Raw genomic sequence first — 16867 nt, forward strand, 5'->3', positions numbered from 1 at the left:
GCCGAGGTGCCGATGGCGTACTCGGCGGGGTTCACGCCGCACCCGAAGGTCTCCTACGCCAATGGCCCCGGCCTCACGACCGGCCGGGGCGGCCGTCGCCCCATGAGGCGGAGGGGCTGCTCCGCGTCTGTCTCGGCGGACCGGCACCCGGCCGGCGCCGGTCCACGGCGTCGACGACTCCGCACGCCGCCACGGCCGTCACCACAAAGGCCGCTCCCGCCGAGAGCGCCCCGGTCTCGTAGTACGGCCCGGGACTCAGCGACACCGCCACGTATGCGGCCCCCGTGCCCACGAGGCCGGCGCAGGTCAGCCTTCCGGCCGGCAAGAGACCGAGCGTCCGGCGTCGGCCCGCCCGAAGGCGGTCCGCGTCCGGCGCATCCTCGACTCCGGCCAGGGCGTCCCGTCCGGCCCCCAGGCAGGCAGCCGCTCCGATGACGAGCGCCGCCCCCACCGCCGGCCACGGTGTCCCGAACATCACGCCGTAACGCACCGCGAGCGCCGGCACGAAGAAGAGCGCGAGCCAGCGAGACAGAGCCTGCCGTACGAACGACATCGCGAGGCCGGGAGGGGACCGGTCGTCCCGGAGCCGGTGCGCGACCCCGCGCAGACCGGCCAGCAGACCGGCGGCCGCCAGCGCGACCGGCAGGCGTTCGTCCAGCCGCCCCAGGTTGTAGAGCAGGGCGGTGTCGTACACGACCAGGACCAGCACTCCCAGGGCACCCAGCGAGCCGATGAACACCAGCAGCCCGGACACCGAGGCCGGGGTCCGGCCGACCGTGGTGTCACGCGCCGCCAGACGGGCGACGAGAAGGGGCGTGAGGACGGCGGAGACGGCTCGCACGACGAGGTCGTCGACCGTGTACGGATTGCGCAGGTCCCACTCCACCAGACAGAACACGACGGTGTACGACACGGAGGCCAGCGGCAGCAGGGCGGACCGGGCGATCGCCCGGTACAGCCCCGCGTCGAACCACCGCAGGACGGCAGCGAAGGCCAGGAGGACGAAGGGCAGCTCGAGAAAGGCCTGGACCCGCAGGACCGAGGGAGCGAGGAGCTCGGGCGCGGGGAAGCCGTCGGCGAGCCGCCGCAACACGGGACTTCCCGAGGCGAGTTCGAACCATCCCGTCGGCAGGTACCGCGCGACGAAGGACGGGTCGCCGCCGTGCACGCGCAGCACGTACACGGTGAACAGCACCTGGTTGACGTAGACCAGCCCGGTCACCACCGCCAGCGCGGCAAGCGGTGACACCGAGCGGCCCGTACGAGGCCGGGGCGGCGTCCGCCGGACGGCCGCCGGTACGCGCGGGGCGAGCGCGAGAGCCAGAACGACGGACACGACCACCACGGCGTCGATGAACACGGGCACCACCGTAGGCCAGGACGACACGCCACGGCTCCGCCGCTCTGCGCTCCGCGCTCCGCGTGCTCTGCGCTCCGCGCGCTCTCAGGCGACCTCTCGCCTGACCCGCCCGTGCAGCGTCAGCCAGAACCTCTGCAACGACTCCTCCGGGCCGCCCAGTTCGAAGCGGTTGCGGACCTTGCCGAGCGGATTCCACACCCGCCCGTCCGGCATCCGCACGCCGACCGCCTGACCGAAGCAGGCACGCTGTCCCGCGTCGAAGTCGACCCACACCGCGCCGGCGCGGCGCACGAGCACCTCACCGACGTACGCACCGAGCCCGGACAGCGTCTCGCGGGCCCGTTCCCCGTCGGCACCGCCCTTGCGTAATCCGTCCACCAGGAAATCGACCAGGCGCAGACTGCCCACCGAGTAGTCCAGCGGCAACCGGTTGCGTGCCGTCACCCGCGCGACGAAGGCCGCCGCGTACGCCCGCATCCCGCTCGCGTCGGGCACGCCCGCATCCGGCACGCGCTCGTCCGCCCTGCCCATGAGAAACCGCCCCTTCGCTCGATCCTCGCGGGGGAACACCGAGCAAGCCCCCCACAGGGCCCAGCGGATCAGGCAGCCCTCACAACACGGGTCACAGGCATGTCCCTTCTCACACCGGAATCTCACCCGAGCGGCACAACCTTTTCGCGACCCGTACGTCAGCCGTCACTTCACGCCACTCGGCAGAGTCACGCTCCCGGTGAACACACCACGGTTCTCGGCCCGCACCTCCTGGCTCACCGTGATGTCCCCGCCCCGGAACGGCACGAGGAACGTGAAGGTGTACCGATGCGAGGTGAGCCGATACCCGTGCGCCGCGTCCAGGTCCCATGTCTCGTCGAAGCTCCTGAGCGTGATCCGACCGTCGGTCGCCGTCACCCCGGCCTTGCGCAGCTGAGCCAGCGTGGGCTCCACCTCCCGAACGGCCTTCTTCAGCGCGGGACGGCTACGGGCGGCGGACAACCGCCACCCGGAAGCGGTGACCCGAAGCCGCACCCGGCCGCCGGCCCCGCCCTCGGTCACCTTCGCGCTCTTGGCGTACGCCGCGAAACCGTCCAGCTCGGCCACCGGATCCTCGACGTCGTCGGCGATGTCGGGATCGGACAGCGGCCCCTTCCTCCACGCCTCGGCGCCTTCCCTGACATGGCCCGTGCCGCCGACGACGTACACCAGCTCGGGCTTGCGCTCCCCCTTGCCGGTGGTGATCGTGCCGGTCTGCTCCAACGCCTCGGGAGCGGTGGTCCGGTGCACGGTCGCCGCGTACGTGGCACTGGACGGCGCCTGCCCCCGCATGACGGCGGACTCGCCGCCGCTCACGGTGAACGTCCACCCCTTCTCGGCCCCCATGGCCTGCCGCGCCCGGGCGACGAACTCCGCGGCGGTCCGCGGCTTCGCCGCGGGCTCGGCCCGGGCAGGCGACGTGCTCTTCGGCTCGGGCCGCGCCTTGGTCGCTCCTGGGGACGCGTGCCGCCCCGCCGGCTTCCGCGTGCCGTCGCTCCCGGAGCAACCGGACACGGTCACGGCGACCACGACCGACAGGACCACGACGGCACGGCGCCCACTGCGACGAAGCCCACGGGGGCGAAGACGTATCCCGGACAGCACAGAGCAACCCTTCGACGGAGACGGGGTTCGACGGCGGCCCGGTTATACAACAACCCCCGACGCGGGCACGAGCGCACAGACGAATGAGCACAAACCGCCGGGCGAGAACTGCCCGCGGACGGCTCCGGCGTCCAGGGACTAACTCCCGTACGGCCGCCTCTCCTTGGCCTCCCTCAGTGCCCGGCCCCACCACACCAGCTGGTCCAGCATGGACTTCGCCGCGGCGTCCGCGGCGGTCGGGTCCTTCAGGTGGCCCTCGTCGTCGAAGGCGGCGCCGGCGTTGTGGAAGGAGACCGTGTCGCGGACGGTGACCGCGTGGAGTTCGGCGAAGACCTGGCGGAGGTGTTCGACGGCGCGGAGGCCGCCGGCCAGGCCGCCGTAGGAGACGAGGGCGACGGGCTTGGCCTGCCACTCGGTGAAGTGCCAGTCGATGAGGTTCTTCAGGCCGGCGGGGAAGGAGTGGTTGTACTCGGGGGTGAGGACGACGAAGGCGTCCGCCGACGCCAGTTTCTCCGTGATGTCCGTCAGGGCCGCCGTCGCCTCCGGGCCGCGCGCCAGTGTCGTCGGCAGGGTCGCCGTCTCCGCCACGTCCACGACCCGCGGGAGCAGGTCGGCGCGGTCACGGAGATGGGTGAGGAGCCAGTCGGCGACCACGGGGCCGAAGCGGCCGTGGCGGTTGCTGCCGATGACGAGGGTGACCTTCAGGGGTTCAGTGGGTGCCGTGGGTTCGGTGGGTGCAGTGGGTGCAGTGGGTGCAGTGGGTGCAGTGGTTGTGTTCATGTGGCCCAGACTGATACCTCAAGCTTTGTTGAGGTCAAGCCGGTCGAGCCCCGGCTTTTCGGTGCTGCCGGGCCCGCGGCCGGCCGGGACGTCGTGATCACCCGTTCACCCCCGCGACGCGCACCCTTCGGGGTGTTTTCCGACGTGCCGTCAGCGGGGCCGCGCTGACCTGGCCAAACACCTCTCGCCATGCCTCCCTGGCGGGGCGCCGCGACACCCGTTCACCGCATTTCTGACGTGCTCTCAGGAAGCGGGCTCGCGTCTGTGCCACTTACCTCAAAAGGGCAGGGCGCGACGACAGCGACGGCACTCGCGGGTGCCGCTGAGCGTGCCGCCACCACAGGGCCACCACAGGGCCGCAGCAGGACCGCAGAGCTGGGAGGAGGACCGATGCGACGTCACGCTCGTCTTTCGGCCGGGGCCGTGACCGGGGCCGCGCTCGCCGTCGCCGCCGTGAGCGGTCTCGCCGCGCCCGCCTACGGCGCCGAGGACGCCGTCGTGGCGGCGCGTCCCTCCGGCTCTGCCACCGGTGCTCTCGAGGTGTACCCGTCCTCGGTGGTACCGGGCGGTCACGTCAGCGTGAACACCAAGGCGTGCGGCGCGAAGGGCTCCGCGGCGGGTGACGCCAGCGCCGTCGGCGCGGGCGCCTTCCCGTTGGCGCCCAGCGCGCACGAGGGCGACGCGATCGGCCAGTTCCGGGTGCCGGAGAGCGCGCAGCCGGGGACGTACGAGATCGTCGCGGACTGCGCCGTGGGCGGCCGGCGGGTCAAGGGCGATCTGATCGTCACCCTGAGCTCGGCCCAGGGGCAGCTCCAGCCCCGCGGAAGTGTGAAGACGGGGGTCGGCGGCGCGCTGGGCGCCGACCCCGTACGGACCGCGGCCGGCGTGGCGGCTCTCGCCGTCGCCGCCGCGGGCGGTACCTGGCTCCTGCATCGCCGGGCGAGAGGCGACGGGATCTGACGGACACCCTCCGCTGTCCGTCCACCGGTACCGCACGTCCCTCCCCCTCCGGGCCCGACGCCCCTCGCGGCCCGGAGGGGGGCACGGGGCCCAGATCCGACAGGGGGCGAGAGGTGTTCGTATGCGCAGGATAGGCAACTCCGCGATAGCGACCGTCACCGTCGTCGCCCTCTGCTCCGGCGTGTGGCTGCTGCGCAGCGCCGGCCCCGAGCAGCCACCGCCCCAGCCCGCCGCGGCCGAGGGCCATCCCGACCCCGGCGAGGAACGGCTCTCGGCCCCCGCCCTGCCGCCGTCCCCGCCCACCCGCATCCGCATACCCTCGATACGGGTGAACGCCCCCCTGATGGGCCTGGGCCTGACCCCCTCCGGCAGCCTCGACGTCCCGCCCTCCCAGGAGAAGAACCTCGCCGGCTGGTACGAGGCCGGTACCACGCCCGGCGAGCGCGGCACCGCGATCGTCGCCGGCCACGTCGACAACACGGAGGGTCCGGCCGTCTTCTACGACCTCGGCGCCCTGCGGAAGGGCAGCGTCATCGAGGTGGACCGCCGGGACGGCGGCGTCGCCGTCTTCACCGTGGACGCCATCGAGGTGTACCAGGCCACGAATTTCCCGGACAAGAAGGTGTACGGCGCCGCCCCGCGCCCCGAGCTACGGGTGATCACCTGCGGCGGCGGCTACTCCCGGTCCACCGGCTACCGGGGCAACGTCGTCGTCTTCGCCCATCTGACCGGCAGCCGCTGAGACCGGCCGGCCGTCTCCCGTCCCATCCCCCCACCTCACGCCGCTCCTCCACCGCCCCGCAGAGCCCTCACACCGCTCCCCGGCCGCCCCCGCGGACCCCTCACATCCGCCCCCCGCGCCCGCTGAGGGCAGCGTTCCGTACGGGAAACAGGTGTGATGCGGCCGGGTAACGTCCGCGCCGCACGCTCGGGTGCATGACCTCGAATGCGCGTGTGGTGGTGATCGGCGCCGGCCTCGCGGGTGTGACCCTCGCCCGGCGGCTCGGTGAGCTCGGCACGCCCGCGCTGGTCGTCGGCGAGGAGGAGCATCCGCCGTACAACCGGGTGCTGCTCGCCGAGGTGCTGGCCGAGCGGTACGCACCGGAGGTGATCGCGCTCCCGGCGCCCGCCGGTCTGGTCCGCGCCCGGGTCACCGGGATCGACCGTGCCGCGCGTGAGGTGCGGTGCGCGGACGGCTCGTCGATCGCCTACGGCACGCTGGTGCTGGCCACCGGCTCCAACCCCGTGCTGCCCCCGCTGCGCGGTCTGTTCAGCCCGGGCTTCACGCCCGACCACGAGCTGCCCGAGGGCGTCCACGCCTTCCGCACCATGGACGACTGCCTCGGCCTGTCCAAGGCCGTACGGCCCGGGGTGCGCGCGGTCGTCGTCGGCGGCGGGCTGCTCGGCGTCTCCGCCGCCCGCGCGCTCGCGGCCCGCGGCGCGCAGGTGGTCCTCGCCCAGCAGGCCGAGCGCCTCATGGAACGCCAGCTCGACCCGGACGCCTCCCGGCTCGTGCGGCGCCATCTGGAGGGCCTCGGCGTCGAGGTGCACACCGAGTGCCGGGTGCGCGACGTGCGCTGCGTGGGCGGGGCGGTCCGCTCGGTGGAGATGGCCGACGGGTACGCGCTGGACGCCGACCTCGTGGTGGTCGCCTGCGGGGTGCACCCGCGCACCGGCCTCGCCGAGCAGGCGGGCCTCGCCGTCCACAAGGGCGTCCTCGTCGACGACGAGCTGCGCACCTCCGACCCGCACATCCACGCCATCGGCGACTGCGCCCAGCACGCGGGCACCGTCTACGGCCTGGCCGCGCCGGCCCTGGAACAGGCCGACGCGCTCGCCGCGCTGCTCGCGGGCGACCCGGACGCCCGCTACACCGGCACCCGTTCGCTGACACGACTGACGCTCACCGGCCCGCACTCGCCCTTCGAGCTCGCCGCGTTCGGCGAGACCGAGGCCCGCCCCGGCGACGACGTCGTGCGGCTCGCCGACGCCACCCGCGGCACCTACCGCAAGGTCGTCGTCCGCGACGACCGCCTGGTCGGCGGGGTCCTCGTCGGCGAACTCGGCACCGTCGGCGCGCTCGCCCGCGCCTGGGAGGGAGCAGAGCCGCTCCCGACGGACGGCGCCCCCCTGCTCCATCTGCTCACCAACGACGGAGGCTCCTGAATGACCGCCACCCTGGGGGCCACCCCCACGGACACCCGCACGGACACCCCCACGATCGTGCTCGTCGGCCACGGCATGGTCGGCCAGCGCTTCCTCGAAGCGCTCGCCGAGCGCGGCCTGACCGCCACGCACCGCGTGGTCGTGCTGTGCGAGGAGCCGCGCCCCGCGTACGACCGCGTGCAGCTCACCTCGTACTTCTCGGGCCGGACTCCCGAGGACCTCTCCCTGACGGACCTGGCGTTCGTCGAGGACCACGGCATCGAGCTGCACATCGGCGACCCGGCCGAGACCGTCGACCGGGAGGCGCGGAAGGTGACCGCCCGCTCGGGCCTGGTCGTCGGCTACGACATCCTGGTCCTGGCCACCGGCTCCTACCCGTTCGTGCCGCCGGTGCCGAACAAGGACGCCACCGGCTGCTTCGTCTACCGGACCATCGAGGACCTCCTCGCCATCGAGGAGTACGCGAAGGCGAAGGCGACCACCGGGGCCGTGGTCGGCGGCGGTCTGCTCGGCCTGGAGGCGGCCGGCGCGCTCAAGGGCCTCGGACTCGACACCCACATCGTGGAGTTCGCGCCGCGCCTGATGCCGGTGCAGGTCGACGAGGGCGGCGGCACGGCGCTGCTGCGCACCATCGAGGGGATGGGCCTCGGCGTCCACACCGGCGTGGGCACACAGGAGATCGTCACCGACGACTCCGGTGCCGTCACCGGCATGAAGCTGTCCGACGGCTCCGAACTCGCCACCGACATGGTGGTGTTCTCCGCCGGGGTCCGCCCCCGCGACCAGCTGGCCCGCGACTGCGGACTGACCGTCGGCGAGCGCGGCGGCATCACGGTCGACGAGCAGTGCCGTACGGTCGCCGACCCGCGCGTGTTCGCGATCGGCGAGTGCGCGCTGGCCGCCGACGGCCGGGTGTACGGCCTGGTCGCGCCGGGTTACGAGCAGGCCGAGACGGCGGCGGCGACGATCGCCGAGGACGAGGCGGCGTTCACGGGCGCCGACCTGTCCACCAAGCTGAAGCTGCTCGGCGTGGACGTCGCGTCCTTCGGCGACGCGCACGGCACCGCCGAGGACTGCCTGGACGTCGTCTACTCCGACTCGCGGGCGGGCCTGTACAAGAAGCTGGTCATCGGCCGGGACGGCACGCTGCTCGGCGGCATCCTGGTGGGCGACGCGGAGGCGTACGGCACGCTGCGCGCGCTCACCGGTTCGGTGCCCCCGATCGCCCCCGAGTCGCTGGTGCTGCCCGCCGGCGCGGGCGCCCCCGCGCAGCTCGGCCCGTCCGCGCTCCCGGACGACGCGGTGATCTGCTCCTGCCACAACGTCACCAAGGGCACGATCCGCGGCGCGGTCACCGAGCACACGTGCACCACCGTGCCCGAGGTGAAGAAGTGCACCAAGGCCGGCACCGGCTGCGGCTCCTGCGTCAAGGTGCTCACCCAGCTGGTCAACGAGGAGCTGGAGGCGAGCGGCGTCGAGGTCGACAAGGGCCTGTGCGGCTGCTTCGGGCAGACCCGCGAGGAGCTGTACGAGATCGTCCTGGCCCTGCGCCTCACCTCCTACCAGGAGCTGCTGGACCGCTACGGCCGTGAGGAGGCCCGGGGCGGCGACGGCTGCGAGACCTGCAAGCCGGCCGTGGCCTCGATCATCGCCTCGCTCGCACCGGCCATCGGCGCCGACGGCCATGTCCTGGACGGCGAGCAGGCCGCCCTCCAGGACACCAACGACCACTTCCTGGCCAACCTCCAGAAGAACGGCTCGTACTCGGTGGTGCCCCGCATCCCCGGCGGCGAGATCGCCCCGGAGAAGCTGATCGTGATCGGTGAGATCGCCCGGGACTTCGGTCTCTACACGAAGATCACCGGCGGCCAGCGCATCGACATGTTCGGCGCCCGGGTGGAGCAGCTGCCCCTGATCTGGGCCCGCCTGGTCGACGCCGGCTTCGAGTCGGGGCACGCCTACGGCAAGTCGCTGCGCACGGTGAAGTCCTGCGTCGGGCAGACCTGGTGCCGCTACGGCGTCCAGGACTCGGTGCGCATGGCGATCGACCTGGAGCTGCGCTACCGGGGCCTGAGGTCCCCGCACAAGCTGAAGTCGGCGGTCTCCGGGTGCGCCCGCGAGTGCGCGGAGGCCCGGTCGAAGGACTTCGGCGTGATCGCCACCGCGGGCGGCTGGAACCTGTACGTCGGCGGCAACGGCGGCGCCACGCCGCGCCACGCGGACCTGCTGGCCCAGGACCTCTCGGACGCCGAACTGGTCCGGCTGATCGACCGGTTCCTGATGTTCTACATCCGCACCGCCGACCGTCTGGAGCGCACCAGCGTGTGGCTGGAGCGGATCCCCGGCGGCCTGGACCACGTACGGGACGTGGTGGTGCACGACTCGCTCGGCATCTGTGACGAGCTGGAGGCCCTGATGGCCGCGCATGTGTCCCACTACCGCGACGAGTGGGCCGAGACCGTCAACGACCCCGAGAAGCTGGCCCGGTTCGTGTCCTTCGTCAACGCCCCCGACACGCCCGACCCGGTCGTCGGCTTCGTCCCCGAACGCGACCAGATGAAGCCCGACCTGCCGCTGCTGTCCATCGGCATGCGCCCCGCCGAAGGCGCCGAATCCGCCGACACCGCCGACACCCTGGAAGACCTCCTGGAAGGAAGCGCCCAGCGATGACCCTGGCCCCCGAGACGACCGACCTGAAGGTGCAGCTGCGCCTGGACGACAGCTGGTTCACCGTCTGCGACCTGAGCGCGCTGCTGCCGGGCCGCGGGGTGGCGGCCCTGCTGCCCGACGGCCGCCAGGTGGCCGTCTTCCGCGACCGGTCGGGCCGCCTGTACGCCATCGACAACCGTGACCCCTTCACCGGCGCCGCCGTCCTCTCCCGCGGCCTGACCGGCACCCACCGGGGCCGCCCGTTCGTCGCGTCCCCGCTGCTCAAGCAGCGCTTCGACCTGGCCGGCGGCCGGTGCCTGGACGACGAGTCGGTACGGGTGACGGCGTACGAGGTCCGGATGACCTGAGGCTTTCTTGACCGATCATTCTGAAAAAGTCTAGGCTGCACACATGGCCAGGACCAAGGAATTCGATCCCGACGCCGCGCTCCAGTCGGCCCTGGAGCTGTTCTGGCGGCGGGGCTACGAGGCGACGTCGATGGCGGACCTGGTCGAGCACCTGGGCATCGGCAAGGCGAGCCTGTACGGCACGTTCGGCAGCAAGCACGAGCTGTACCTGAGGGCGCTGGACCGGTACGGACAGGCACAGAACCCGCAGCTGACACGCGAGCTGTCCCGGCCCGGACCGGTACTGCCGGCCGTGCGCGAGCTGGTCCGGCGGTTCGCCGCCGAGGCCACCGCCGACGCGACCCGGGAGCAGGGCTGCCTGATCACCAACACGGCGGTGGAGCTGGCCCCGCACGACCGGGACGCCACCCGCCGGGTGGAGAGCAGCTGGGACAGCCTGGAGACCCTGTTGCACTCCGCCCTGGTGCGCGCCCGGGCCCAGGGCGAACTGGCCGCGGACCGCGATCCGCTGGCCCTCGCGCGCATGCTGCTGGTCCTGCTCCAGGGCGTGCGGGTGGTCGGCAAGGCGTCCGCCGCCCCGGCCCGGGTCCGGGACGCGACGGAAGCGGCCCTGGCACTGCTGGACTGAGCCGGACCGAGAACGCGCCTCCACGGAGGCGCGTTTTCCCGGCCCTCAAACTGAACCGATCGGTCAAGAAACGATCGGTCAAGAAAACCGGAAAAGAAAGACAGGAAAAGAGGACATCACCATGCCGCACCGCTTCTCCGGCCGGACCGCTCTCGTCACCGGCGCCGGCTCCGGCATCGGCCGCGGAGTGGCCCTCGCCCTCTCCCGGGAGGGCGCCCAGGTCGTCGTCGCCGGCCGGCGCCGCGAACCGCTCGACGAGACCGTGGCCCTCATCGAGCGCGAGGGCGGCAAGGGGCTCGCCGTCACCGCCGACGTCTCCCGCGCCGAGGACCTGCGGGCCCTGGTGGCCGCCGCCGTGGACCGGTTCGGCTCCCTGGACGTGGCGGTGAACAACGCCGGCGTCCTGGAGGGCCGGGGGAAGGCCGTGGGCGACCTGGCCGAGGACGACTGGCGCCGGATGCTGGACACCAACGTCACCGGTGTCTTCCTCGCCCTCCAGGCCGAGATCGCCCAGATGCGCACCCAGCCCGACGGCGGCGCCGTCGTGAACATCGCCTCCCGGATCGGCGTCCACAGCCGGCTGCCCGGCACCGCCGGCTACGCCGTCAGCAAGGCGGCCGTTTCGGTCCTCACCCGCGCCGCCGCCCTGGACCACATCGCCGACGGCGTGCGTATCAACGCCGTCAGCCCCGGCCCCACCGCCACGGACATGTCCTTCAAGCACGGCGAGACGGAGGCCGGCCGGGCCGCGCGGATGCGCACCGAGGTGCCGCTCGGCCGGGTGTCCACCGTCGAGGAGGTGGCCGCCGCGGTCCTGTACCTGGCCTCGGACGACGCGGCCTCGGTGGTCGGCGCGGACCTGGTGATCGACGGCGGCTCCACGGCCTGATCCCGCCCCGGACACCGGTGAAGGGGCGGCATCCCCGCACAGGATGCCGCCCCTTCTTCCCGTGGACCGGAGTCCTCGTCGCAATCGGTATTGAGGGTCGGGGACCACGACGAGGACTCCGGGGTCTGCTACCGGTCTGTGCCGGTGGTCCGGTCTACCGGTGGTCGCTGCCCGCCGACTGGGAGGCCGCGCGGCCGGCCTCGAGGCGGGCGACCGGGATGCGGAACGGGGAGCAGGAGACGTAGTCCAGGCCCACCTCGTGGAAGAAGTGGACGGACTCCGGGTCGCCGCCGTGTTCGCCGCAGACGCCGAGCTTGAGGTCGGGGCGGGTGGCGCGGCCGGCCTGCGCGGCGGCCTTGACCAGGGAGCCCACGCCGTCCTTGTCGATCGTCTCGAACGGGCTGACGCCGAAGATGCCCTTCTCCAGGTACGCCGTGAAGAAGCTCGCCTCCACGTCGTCGCGGCTGAAGCCCCACACCGTCTGGGTCAGGTCGTTGGTGCCGAAGGAGAAGAACTCCGCGGCCTCGGCGATCTGGCCGGCGGTGAGCGCGGCGCGCGGCAGCTCGATCATCGTGCCGATCGCCAGCTTCAGACGGGTGCCGGTGGCCTCCTGGACCTCGGCGATGACCCGGTCGGCCTCCTCGCGGACGATCTCCAGCTCCTGGACGGTGCCGACGAGCGGGATCATGATCTCGGCGCGCGGGTCGCCCTTGGCCGCCTTGCGCTCGGCCGCCGCCTCGGCGATCGCGCGGACCTGCATGGTGAACAGGCCGGGGATCACGAGGCCGAGGCGTACGCCGCGCAGGCCCAGCATCGGGTTCTGCTCGTGCAGCCGGTGCACGGCCTGGAGCAGGCGCAGCTCGTTCTCGTGCGGCTCCTGCCGGGACTCGGCGAGGGCCACGCGCACCGACAGCTCGGTGATGTCGGGCAGGAACTCGTGCAGCGGCGGGTCGAGCAGGCGGATGGTGACGGGCAGTCCGTCCATCGCCTCGAACAGCTCCACGAAGTCCTTCTTCTGGAGCGGCAGGAGCTGCTTGAGGGACTCCTCGCGCTCGGCCTCGGTGTCCGCCAGGATCAGCCGCTCGACCAGCTCGCGGCGGTCACCGAGGAACATGTGCTCGGTACGGCACAGGCCGATGCCCTGGGCGCCGAAGCGGCGGGCGCGCAGCGCGTCCTCGGCGTTGTCGGCGTTGGCGCGCACCCGCAGGCGGCGCTTGCGGTCGGCGAAGGCCATGATGCGGTGCACGGCCTCGACCAGCTCGTCGGCGTCGTCGGCGCCCGCGTGCATCCGGCCCTCGAAGTACTCCACGACCGGGGAGGGGACCACCGGGACCTCGCCGAGGTAGACCTTGCCGGAGGACCCGTCGATGGAGATGACGTCGCCCTCCTCGACGACGTGCCCGCCGGGGACCGTCATCCGGCGGCGCTTGGTGTCGACCTCCAGCTCCTCCGCGCCGCAGACACAGGTCTTGCCCATGCCGCGGGCGACGACGGCCGCGTGGGAGGTCTTGCCGCCGCGTGAGGTCAGGATGCCCTCGGCCGCGATCATGCCGTCGAGGTCGTCGGGGTTGGTCTCCCGGCGCACCAGGATGACCTTCTCGCCCGAGCGGGACCACTTGACGGCGGTGTAGGAGTCGAAGACCGCCTTGCCGACGGCCGCGCCCGGGGAGGCGGCGATGCCGCGGGCGACCTGCTCGACCTTCGCGTGCTCGTCGAACCGGGGGAACATCAGCTGGGCGAGCTGGGCGCCGGTGACGCGCTGGAGCGCCTCGGCCTCGTCGATCAGGCCCTGGTCCACCAGCTGCGTGGCGATCCGGAAGGCGGCACCGGCGGTGCGCTTGCCGACGCGGGTCTGGAGCATCCACAGCTGGCCGCGCTCGATGGTGAACTCGATGTCGCAGAGATCCTTGTAGTGGTTCTCCAGGGTCTCCATGATCTGCATGAGCTGGTCGTACGACTTCTTGTCGATGTTCTCCAGCTCGGCGAGCGCCACGGTGTTGCGGATGCCCGCTACGACGTCCTCGCCCTGCGCGTTCTGGAGGTAGTCGCCGTAGACGCCCTGGTGGCCGGATGCGGGGTCGCGGGTGAAGGCGACACCGGTGCCGGAGTCGGGGCCGAGGTTGCCGAAGACCATCGAGCAGACGTTGACGGCGGTGCCCAGGTCGTGCGGGATGCGCTCCTGGCGGCGGTAGAGCTTGGCGCGGTCGCCGTTCCAGGAGTCGAAGACGGCCTTGATGGCGAGGTCCATCTGCTCGCGCGGGTCCTGCGGGAAGTCCCGGCCGGCCTCGGTCTTGACGATCTTCTTGAACTTGGTGACCAGCTTCTTCAGGTCGGCCGCGTCCAGCTCGGTGTCGACGGTGACCTTCTTGGCCTCCTTGGCCGCCTCGAGGGCCTCCTCGAAGAGGTCGCCGTCGACGCCGAGGACGGTCTTGCCGAACATCTGGATGAGGCGCCGGTAGGAGTCCCAGGCGAAGCGCTCGTCGCCGGCCTGCTTGGCCAGGCCCTGCACGGACTTGTCCGACAGGCCGATGTTCAGGACGGTGTCCATCATGCCGGGCATGGAGAACTTCGCTCCGGAGCGGACCGACACGAGGAGGGGGTTGTCGGCCTGACCGAGCTTCTTGCCCATCCGCTCTTCGAGGGCGTCGAGGTGCGCACTCACCTCGTCCCGCAGGGCGGCCGGCTCCTCGCCGCTGTCCAGGTAGACCTTGCAGGCCTCGGTGGTGATGGTGAAGCCCGGAGGGACGGGGAGGCCCAGGTTGGTCATCTCGGCGAGGTTGGCACCCTTGCCGCCGAGGAGGTCCTTGAGGTCCTTGTTGCCCTCGGTGAAGTCGTAGACGAACTTCACGCCCTCAACACTCTCGCCGCGCTCGGCTACCTGGGGATCTTTGTTTTCCGACACGGGTCTCGACTCCTCGAGGACGCGGTGGCTGCCCTGACGGCGAGGAACATACCCAGATCGAAGGGACCTTGGTACGTCCACTTGCGCGTCATGCGCCCGCAACCACTCGTCCGCCAGCGGATCGAAAGTCAAGGCTTGGCAAGCGGTCAGGGGCCGATGTTTTCACTTCTTGAACGAATCAACGCCCGTAGAGCGGTTCTGGCGCTCATATGAGCGGGTCTCGGCACGTGTGATTTCGATCGATGAACGATCAAGGTGTGGCACTGAGTGCCATCGCTTGATGAGGTGCAGTCGCCCAAGATCCGCTCATCTGAGCGCCACCCTTATCAAGGGTGGCGAGAATCACGCTGCCACAGACGCCCGGATTTCACCATGCGGACGTGATCCGGCGTCGTTTGCCGGGTGTTTGCCGAGTGCCGTGAACAGGGGACGCGGGCAGGCCGTACGGGACTGCGGCGGGTCCTCGCTCCCCAGCGTGACCCGCCCCTCAGCGACGCCGCGTACGGGAAGGACCTCCGGGGTGCCTCAGCACACGAGTACAGGCCGGCCATCGGCAACGACCGAGGCCACAGAGGTCGACCCCGAAACCACGGCCCCACCCCCGCCGGCACCGGAGCCGACGGCCCTGAGGACGACGACCGAGCAGAACGCCCCCGCACCGCGCTCGGCTGGCAAGCCCGAGGCGGACGAGCCAGACGTCCCCGAGCCGGAGGCGAGCAAGCCCGAGGCGGACGAGCCTGACCTCCCCGAGCCGGAGGCGAGCAAGCCCGAGGCGGACGAGCCTGACCTCCCCAGGCCGGAGGCGAGCACACGCGAGCCGGGCACACGCGAGCCGGGCACGCCCGAGGCCGGCGGCCCTGACGCAGACGAGCCCGAAGCCGGGAAATCCGAGGCGGACGAAACGGCGACGCCGACCGGGCCGGAGACCACCGGGCCGGAGACCACCGAGCCGGAGACCACCGAGCCGGGGGCGGCCCGCTCGCCCGATGCCGCCAAGGCGGTCGTCGCCGTCTCCGTGCCCGGGGCCCGTGCGCCGGAGGCGGACGACCGCTCCCTGCTCCGGCTCCTCCGTGTGTTCCGTCCCCGTACCGCCCGGCGGGCATGGCGGCGCTGGCAGGTGGGGCATCCGGTGGCCGCGCGGGGGGTGTCCATGGCCGTCACCGGGGTGGCCCTGGTCCTCGTCCTGCTCGCGCTGCTGCTGCCGAACAAGCAGGAGCAGTTGCATCTCGCGTCGTTCACGCGCATTCCGGTGGAGGCGTTGCTCGGGGCGGCCGTGCTGATCGCGTTGCCGCGCAGGCCGCGCGTGGCCGTGGCCGCGCTCGGCGGGGTGGCGCTCGGTGTGCTGACCGTGCTGAACCTGACGGACATCGAGTTCAACCAGTACCTCGGCCGCAGCTTCAACGTGATCCTGGACTGGCAGCTGCTCGACGACGCGCAGTCGTATCTCGCGGACACCCTGGGCGGCACGGTCGCGCTGCTGGCCGCCGTCGCCGCGGTGCTCCTGGTCGTGGCGGTGCTCGCCGTGATGGCGCTGGCGGTGGTCAGGGTCGGCACGTTCCTCGGCCGGGACAAGTCACGCGCGACCCGTGGCCTGCTGCTGGTCAGCGCGCTGTGGATGACGTGCTCGACCCTGAACCTCCAGATCGCCGGCATCCCGGTGGCCTCCGAGCACACGGTGACCATGCTCAAGTACCACGAGCAGGCGCTGCGTTCGACGATCCGGGACGAGCGCGCGTTCGCGAGGACGGCGAAGGCCGACGCGTTCGGGAACACCCCGGGCAGTCAGCTCGTGCCCGACCTGCGCGGCAAGGACATGATCTTCACGTTCATCGAGAGCTACGGCCGCAGCGCGATCGAGGACCCGATCATGGCGCCCGGTGTCGACAGGACCCTGGACGCCTCCACCCAGGCCCTGGCCAAGGCGGGCTTCCACGCGAAGAGCGGCTGGCTGACGTCGGCGACGTACGGCGGCGGCAGCTGGCTCGGCCACTCCACGTTCATGTCGGGGCTGTGGGTCGACAACCAGAACCGCTATCGCACGGTGACCGCCGGCGACCACCTGACCCTCACCGAGGCGTTCAGGAAGACGGGTGCCTGGGACACGGTCGGCATCATGCCGGGGGTGCAGAAGGGCTGGCCGGAGGCGAAGTGGTACGGCCTGGACAAGGTCTACAACGCCTTCCAGATGGGCTACCGGGGCCCGAAGTTCAGCTGGTCGACCATGCCCGACCAGTACGCGCTGGAGGCCTTCCAGCGCCTGGCGCACGGGAAGAAGCACGACAAGCCGCTGACGTCGTTCGTCATCCTGACCTCCAGCCACCAGCCGTGGGCGCCGATCCCCAAGATGGTCGGCTGGGACCAGCTCGGTGACGGCTCGGTCTACAAGGGCATCGAGGCGGCGGGCACCAGGCCGCAGGACATCATCACCAATCCCACCCGCTCCCGCGAGGAGTACGGCAAGTCGGTCCAGTACTCGGTGACGGCCCTGACCCAGTGGCTCCAGCGCTACGGCGACGACGACACCGTGCTG

13 protein-coding genes and 1 pseudogene are annotated in these 16867 nt (G+C 71.9%); 9 read left to right on the plus strand and 5 right to left on the minus strand.

The annotated features are described in order from the left end of the window. A pseudogene (locus ABZ484_RS35425) lies at positions 1-63 on the plus strand (DUF2344 domain-containing protein); the annotation flags it as partial. A 10-nt stretch (positions 64-73) separates the two neighbouring features. Here the strand turns inward: ABZ484_RS35425 and ABZ484_RS35430 are convergent. The 4 genes from ABZ484_RS35430 to ABZ484_RS35445 all read right to left on the minus strand — a co-directional run bounded on the left by ABZ484_RS35430 (position 74) and on the right by ABZ484_RS35445 (position 3775). Continuing rightward, positions 74-1360 (minus strand): hypothetical protein, encoded by a 1287-nt coding sequence (locus ABZ484_RS35430; protein ID WP_358870075.1) that lies wholly within the window; start codon positions 1358-1360, stop codon positions 74-76. 84 nt (positions 1361-1444) lie between these two features. Then, the gene (locus ABZ484_RS35435) at positions 1445-1891 is read right to left on the minus strand and encodes a hypothetical protein (protein ID WP_358870076.1); all 447 of its coding nucleotides are present in this window, start codon (positions 1889-1891) and stop codon (positions 1445-1447) included. A 165-nt stretch (positions 1892-2056) separates the two neighbouring features. Further along, on the minus strand, positions 2057-2935 hold the full coding sequence (locus ABZ484_RS35440; protein WP_358870077.1) for a hypothetical protein: 879 nt from the start codon (positions 2933-2935) through the stop codon (positions 2057-2059). A gap of 198 nt (positions 2936-3133) precedes the next feature. Next, positions 3134-3775, minus strand: coding sequence for an NAD(P)H-dependent oxidoreductase (locus ABZ484_RS35445; protein ID WP_358870078.1), 642 nt, complete (start codon positions 3773-3775; stop codon positions 3134-3136). 390 nt (positions 3776-4165) lie between these two features. Between ABZ484_RS35445 and ABZ484_RS35450 the strand changes: the two genes are divergently transcribed. The 7 genes from ABZ484_RS35450 to ABZ484_RS35480 all read left to right on the plus strand — a co-directional run bounded on the left by ABZ484_RS35450 (position 4166) and on the right by ABZ484_RS35480 (position 11435). Continuing rightward, the gene (locus ABZ484_RS35450; protein ID WP_358870079.1) at positions 4166-4735 is read left to right on the plus strand and encodes a hypothetical protein; all 570 of its coding nucleotides are present in this window, start codon (positions 4166-4168) and stop codon (positions 4733-4735) included. A 121-nt stretch (positions 4736-4856) separates the two neighbouring features. Continuing rightward, complete coding sequence (locus tag ABZ484_RS35455) at positions 4857-5477, plus strand: class F sortase (protein ID WP_358870080.1); 621 nt, start codon at positions 4857-4859, stop codon at positions 5475-5477. A 194-nt stretch (positions 5478-5671) separates the two neighbouring features. Continuing rightward, positions 5672-6901, plus strand: coding sequence for an FAD-dependent oxidoreductase (locus ABZ484_RS35460; protein ID WP_358870081.1), 1230 nt, complete (start codon positions 5672-5674; stop codon positions 6899-6901). After that, positions 6902-9571 carry a nitrite reductase large subunit NirB gene (gene nirB / locus ABZ484_RS35465; protein ID WP_358870082.1) on the plus strand — a complete coding sequence of 890 codons (2670 nt, stop codon included), beginning with the start codon at positions 6902-6904 and terminating at the stop codon, positions 9569-9571. Next, positions 9568-9918 carry a nitrite reductase small subunit NirD gene (gene nirD / locus ABZ484_RS35470; protein WP_358870083.1) on the plus strand — a complete coding sequence of 117 codons (351 nt, stop codon included), beginning with the start codon at positions 9568-9570 and terminating at the stop codon, positions 9916-9918. The genes nirB and nirD overlap by 4 nt, the downstream gene beginning before the upstream one ends. Positions 9919-9961: 43 nt before the next feature. Beyond that, positions 9962-10546 (plus strand): TetR family transcriptional regulator, encoded by a 585-nt coding sequence (locus ABZ484_RS35475; protein ID WP_358870084.1) that lies wholly within the window; start codon positions 9962-9964, stop codon positions 10544-10546. Between the two features lie 121 nt (positions 10547-10667). Further along, complete coding sequence (locus ABZ484_RS35480) at positions 10668-11435, plus strand: glucose 1-dehydrogenase (protein WP_358870085.1); 768 nt, start codon at positions 10668-10670, stop codon at positions 11433-11435. A gap of 154 nt (positions 11436-11589) precedes the next feature. On the opposite strand, the gene ppdK is transcribed toward ABZ484_RS35480, so the two are convergent. After that, positions 11590-14337 carry a pyruvate, phosphate dikinase gene (gene ppdK, locus ABZ484_RS35485; RefSeq protein WP_358870086.1) on the minus strand — a complete coding sequence of 916 codons (2748 nt, stop codon included), beginning with the start codon at positions 14335-14337 and terminating at the stop codon, positions 11590-11592. A gap of 1150 nt (positions 14338-15487) precedes the next feature. Here ppdK and ABZ484_RS35490 point away from each other — a divergent pair. Beyond that, a partial coding sequence (locus ABZ484_RS35490) for a CDP-alcohol phosphatidyltransferase (protein WP_358870087.1) occupies positions 15488-16867 on the plus strand: 1380 nt, incomplete at its 3' end.

Source organism: Streptomyces sp. NPDC006393 (genome assembly GCF_040628575.1).
GTDB lineage: Bacteria > Actinomycetota > Actinomycetes > Streptomycetales > Streptomycetaceae > Streptomyces.

Excerpts from the sequence above, each read along its gene's own strand:
- ABZ484_RS35435 (WP_358870076.1), bottom strand. The coding sequence starts at position 1,891 with ATGGGCAGGGCGGACGAGCGCGTGCCGGATGCGGGCGTGCCCGACGCG.
- ABZ484_RS35445 (WP_358870078.1), bottom strand. The coding sequence starts at position 3,775 with ATGAACACAACCACTGCACCCACTGCACCCACTGCACCCACTGCACCC.
- ABZ484_RS35450 (WP_358870079.1), top strand. The coding sequence starts at position 4,166 with ATGCGACGTCACGCTCGTCTTTCGGCCGGGGCCGTGACCGGGGCCGCG.
- ABZ484_RS35455 (WP_358870080.1), top strand. The coding sequence starts at position 4,857 with ATGCGCAGGATAGGCAACTCCGCGATAGCGACCGTCACCGTCGTCGCC.
- ABZ484_RS35460 (WP_358870081.1), top strand. The coding sequence starts at position 5,672 with ATGACCTCGAATGCGCGTGTGGTGGTGATCGGCGCCGGCCTCGCGGGT.
- nirB (WP_358870082.1), top strand. The coding sequence starts at position 6,902 with ATGACCGCCACCCTGGGGGCCACCCCCACGGACACCCGCACGGACACC.
- nirD (WP_358870083.1), top strand. The coding sequence starts at position 9,568 with ATGACCCTGGCCCCCGAGACGACCGACCTGAAGGTGCAGCTGCGCCTG.
- ABZ484_RS35475 (WP_358870084.1), top strand. The coding sequence starts at position 9,962 with ATGGCCAGGACCAAGGAATTCGATCCCGACGCCGCGCTCCAGTCGGCC.
- ABZ484_RS35480 (WP_358870085.1), top strand. The coding sequence starts at position 10,668 with ATGCCGCACCGCTTCTCCGGCCGGACCGCTCTCGTCACCGGCGCCGGC.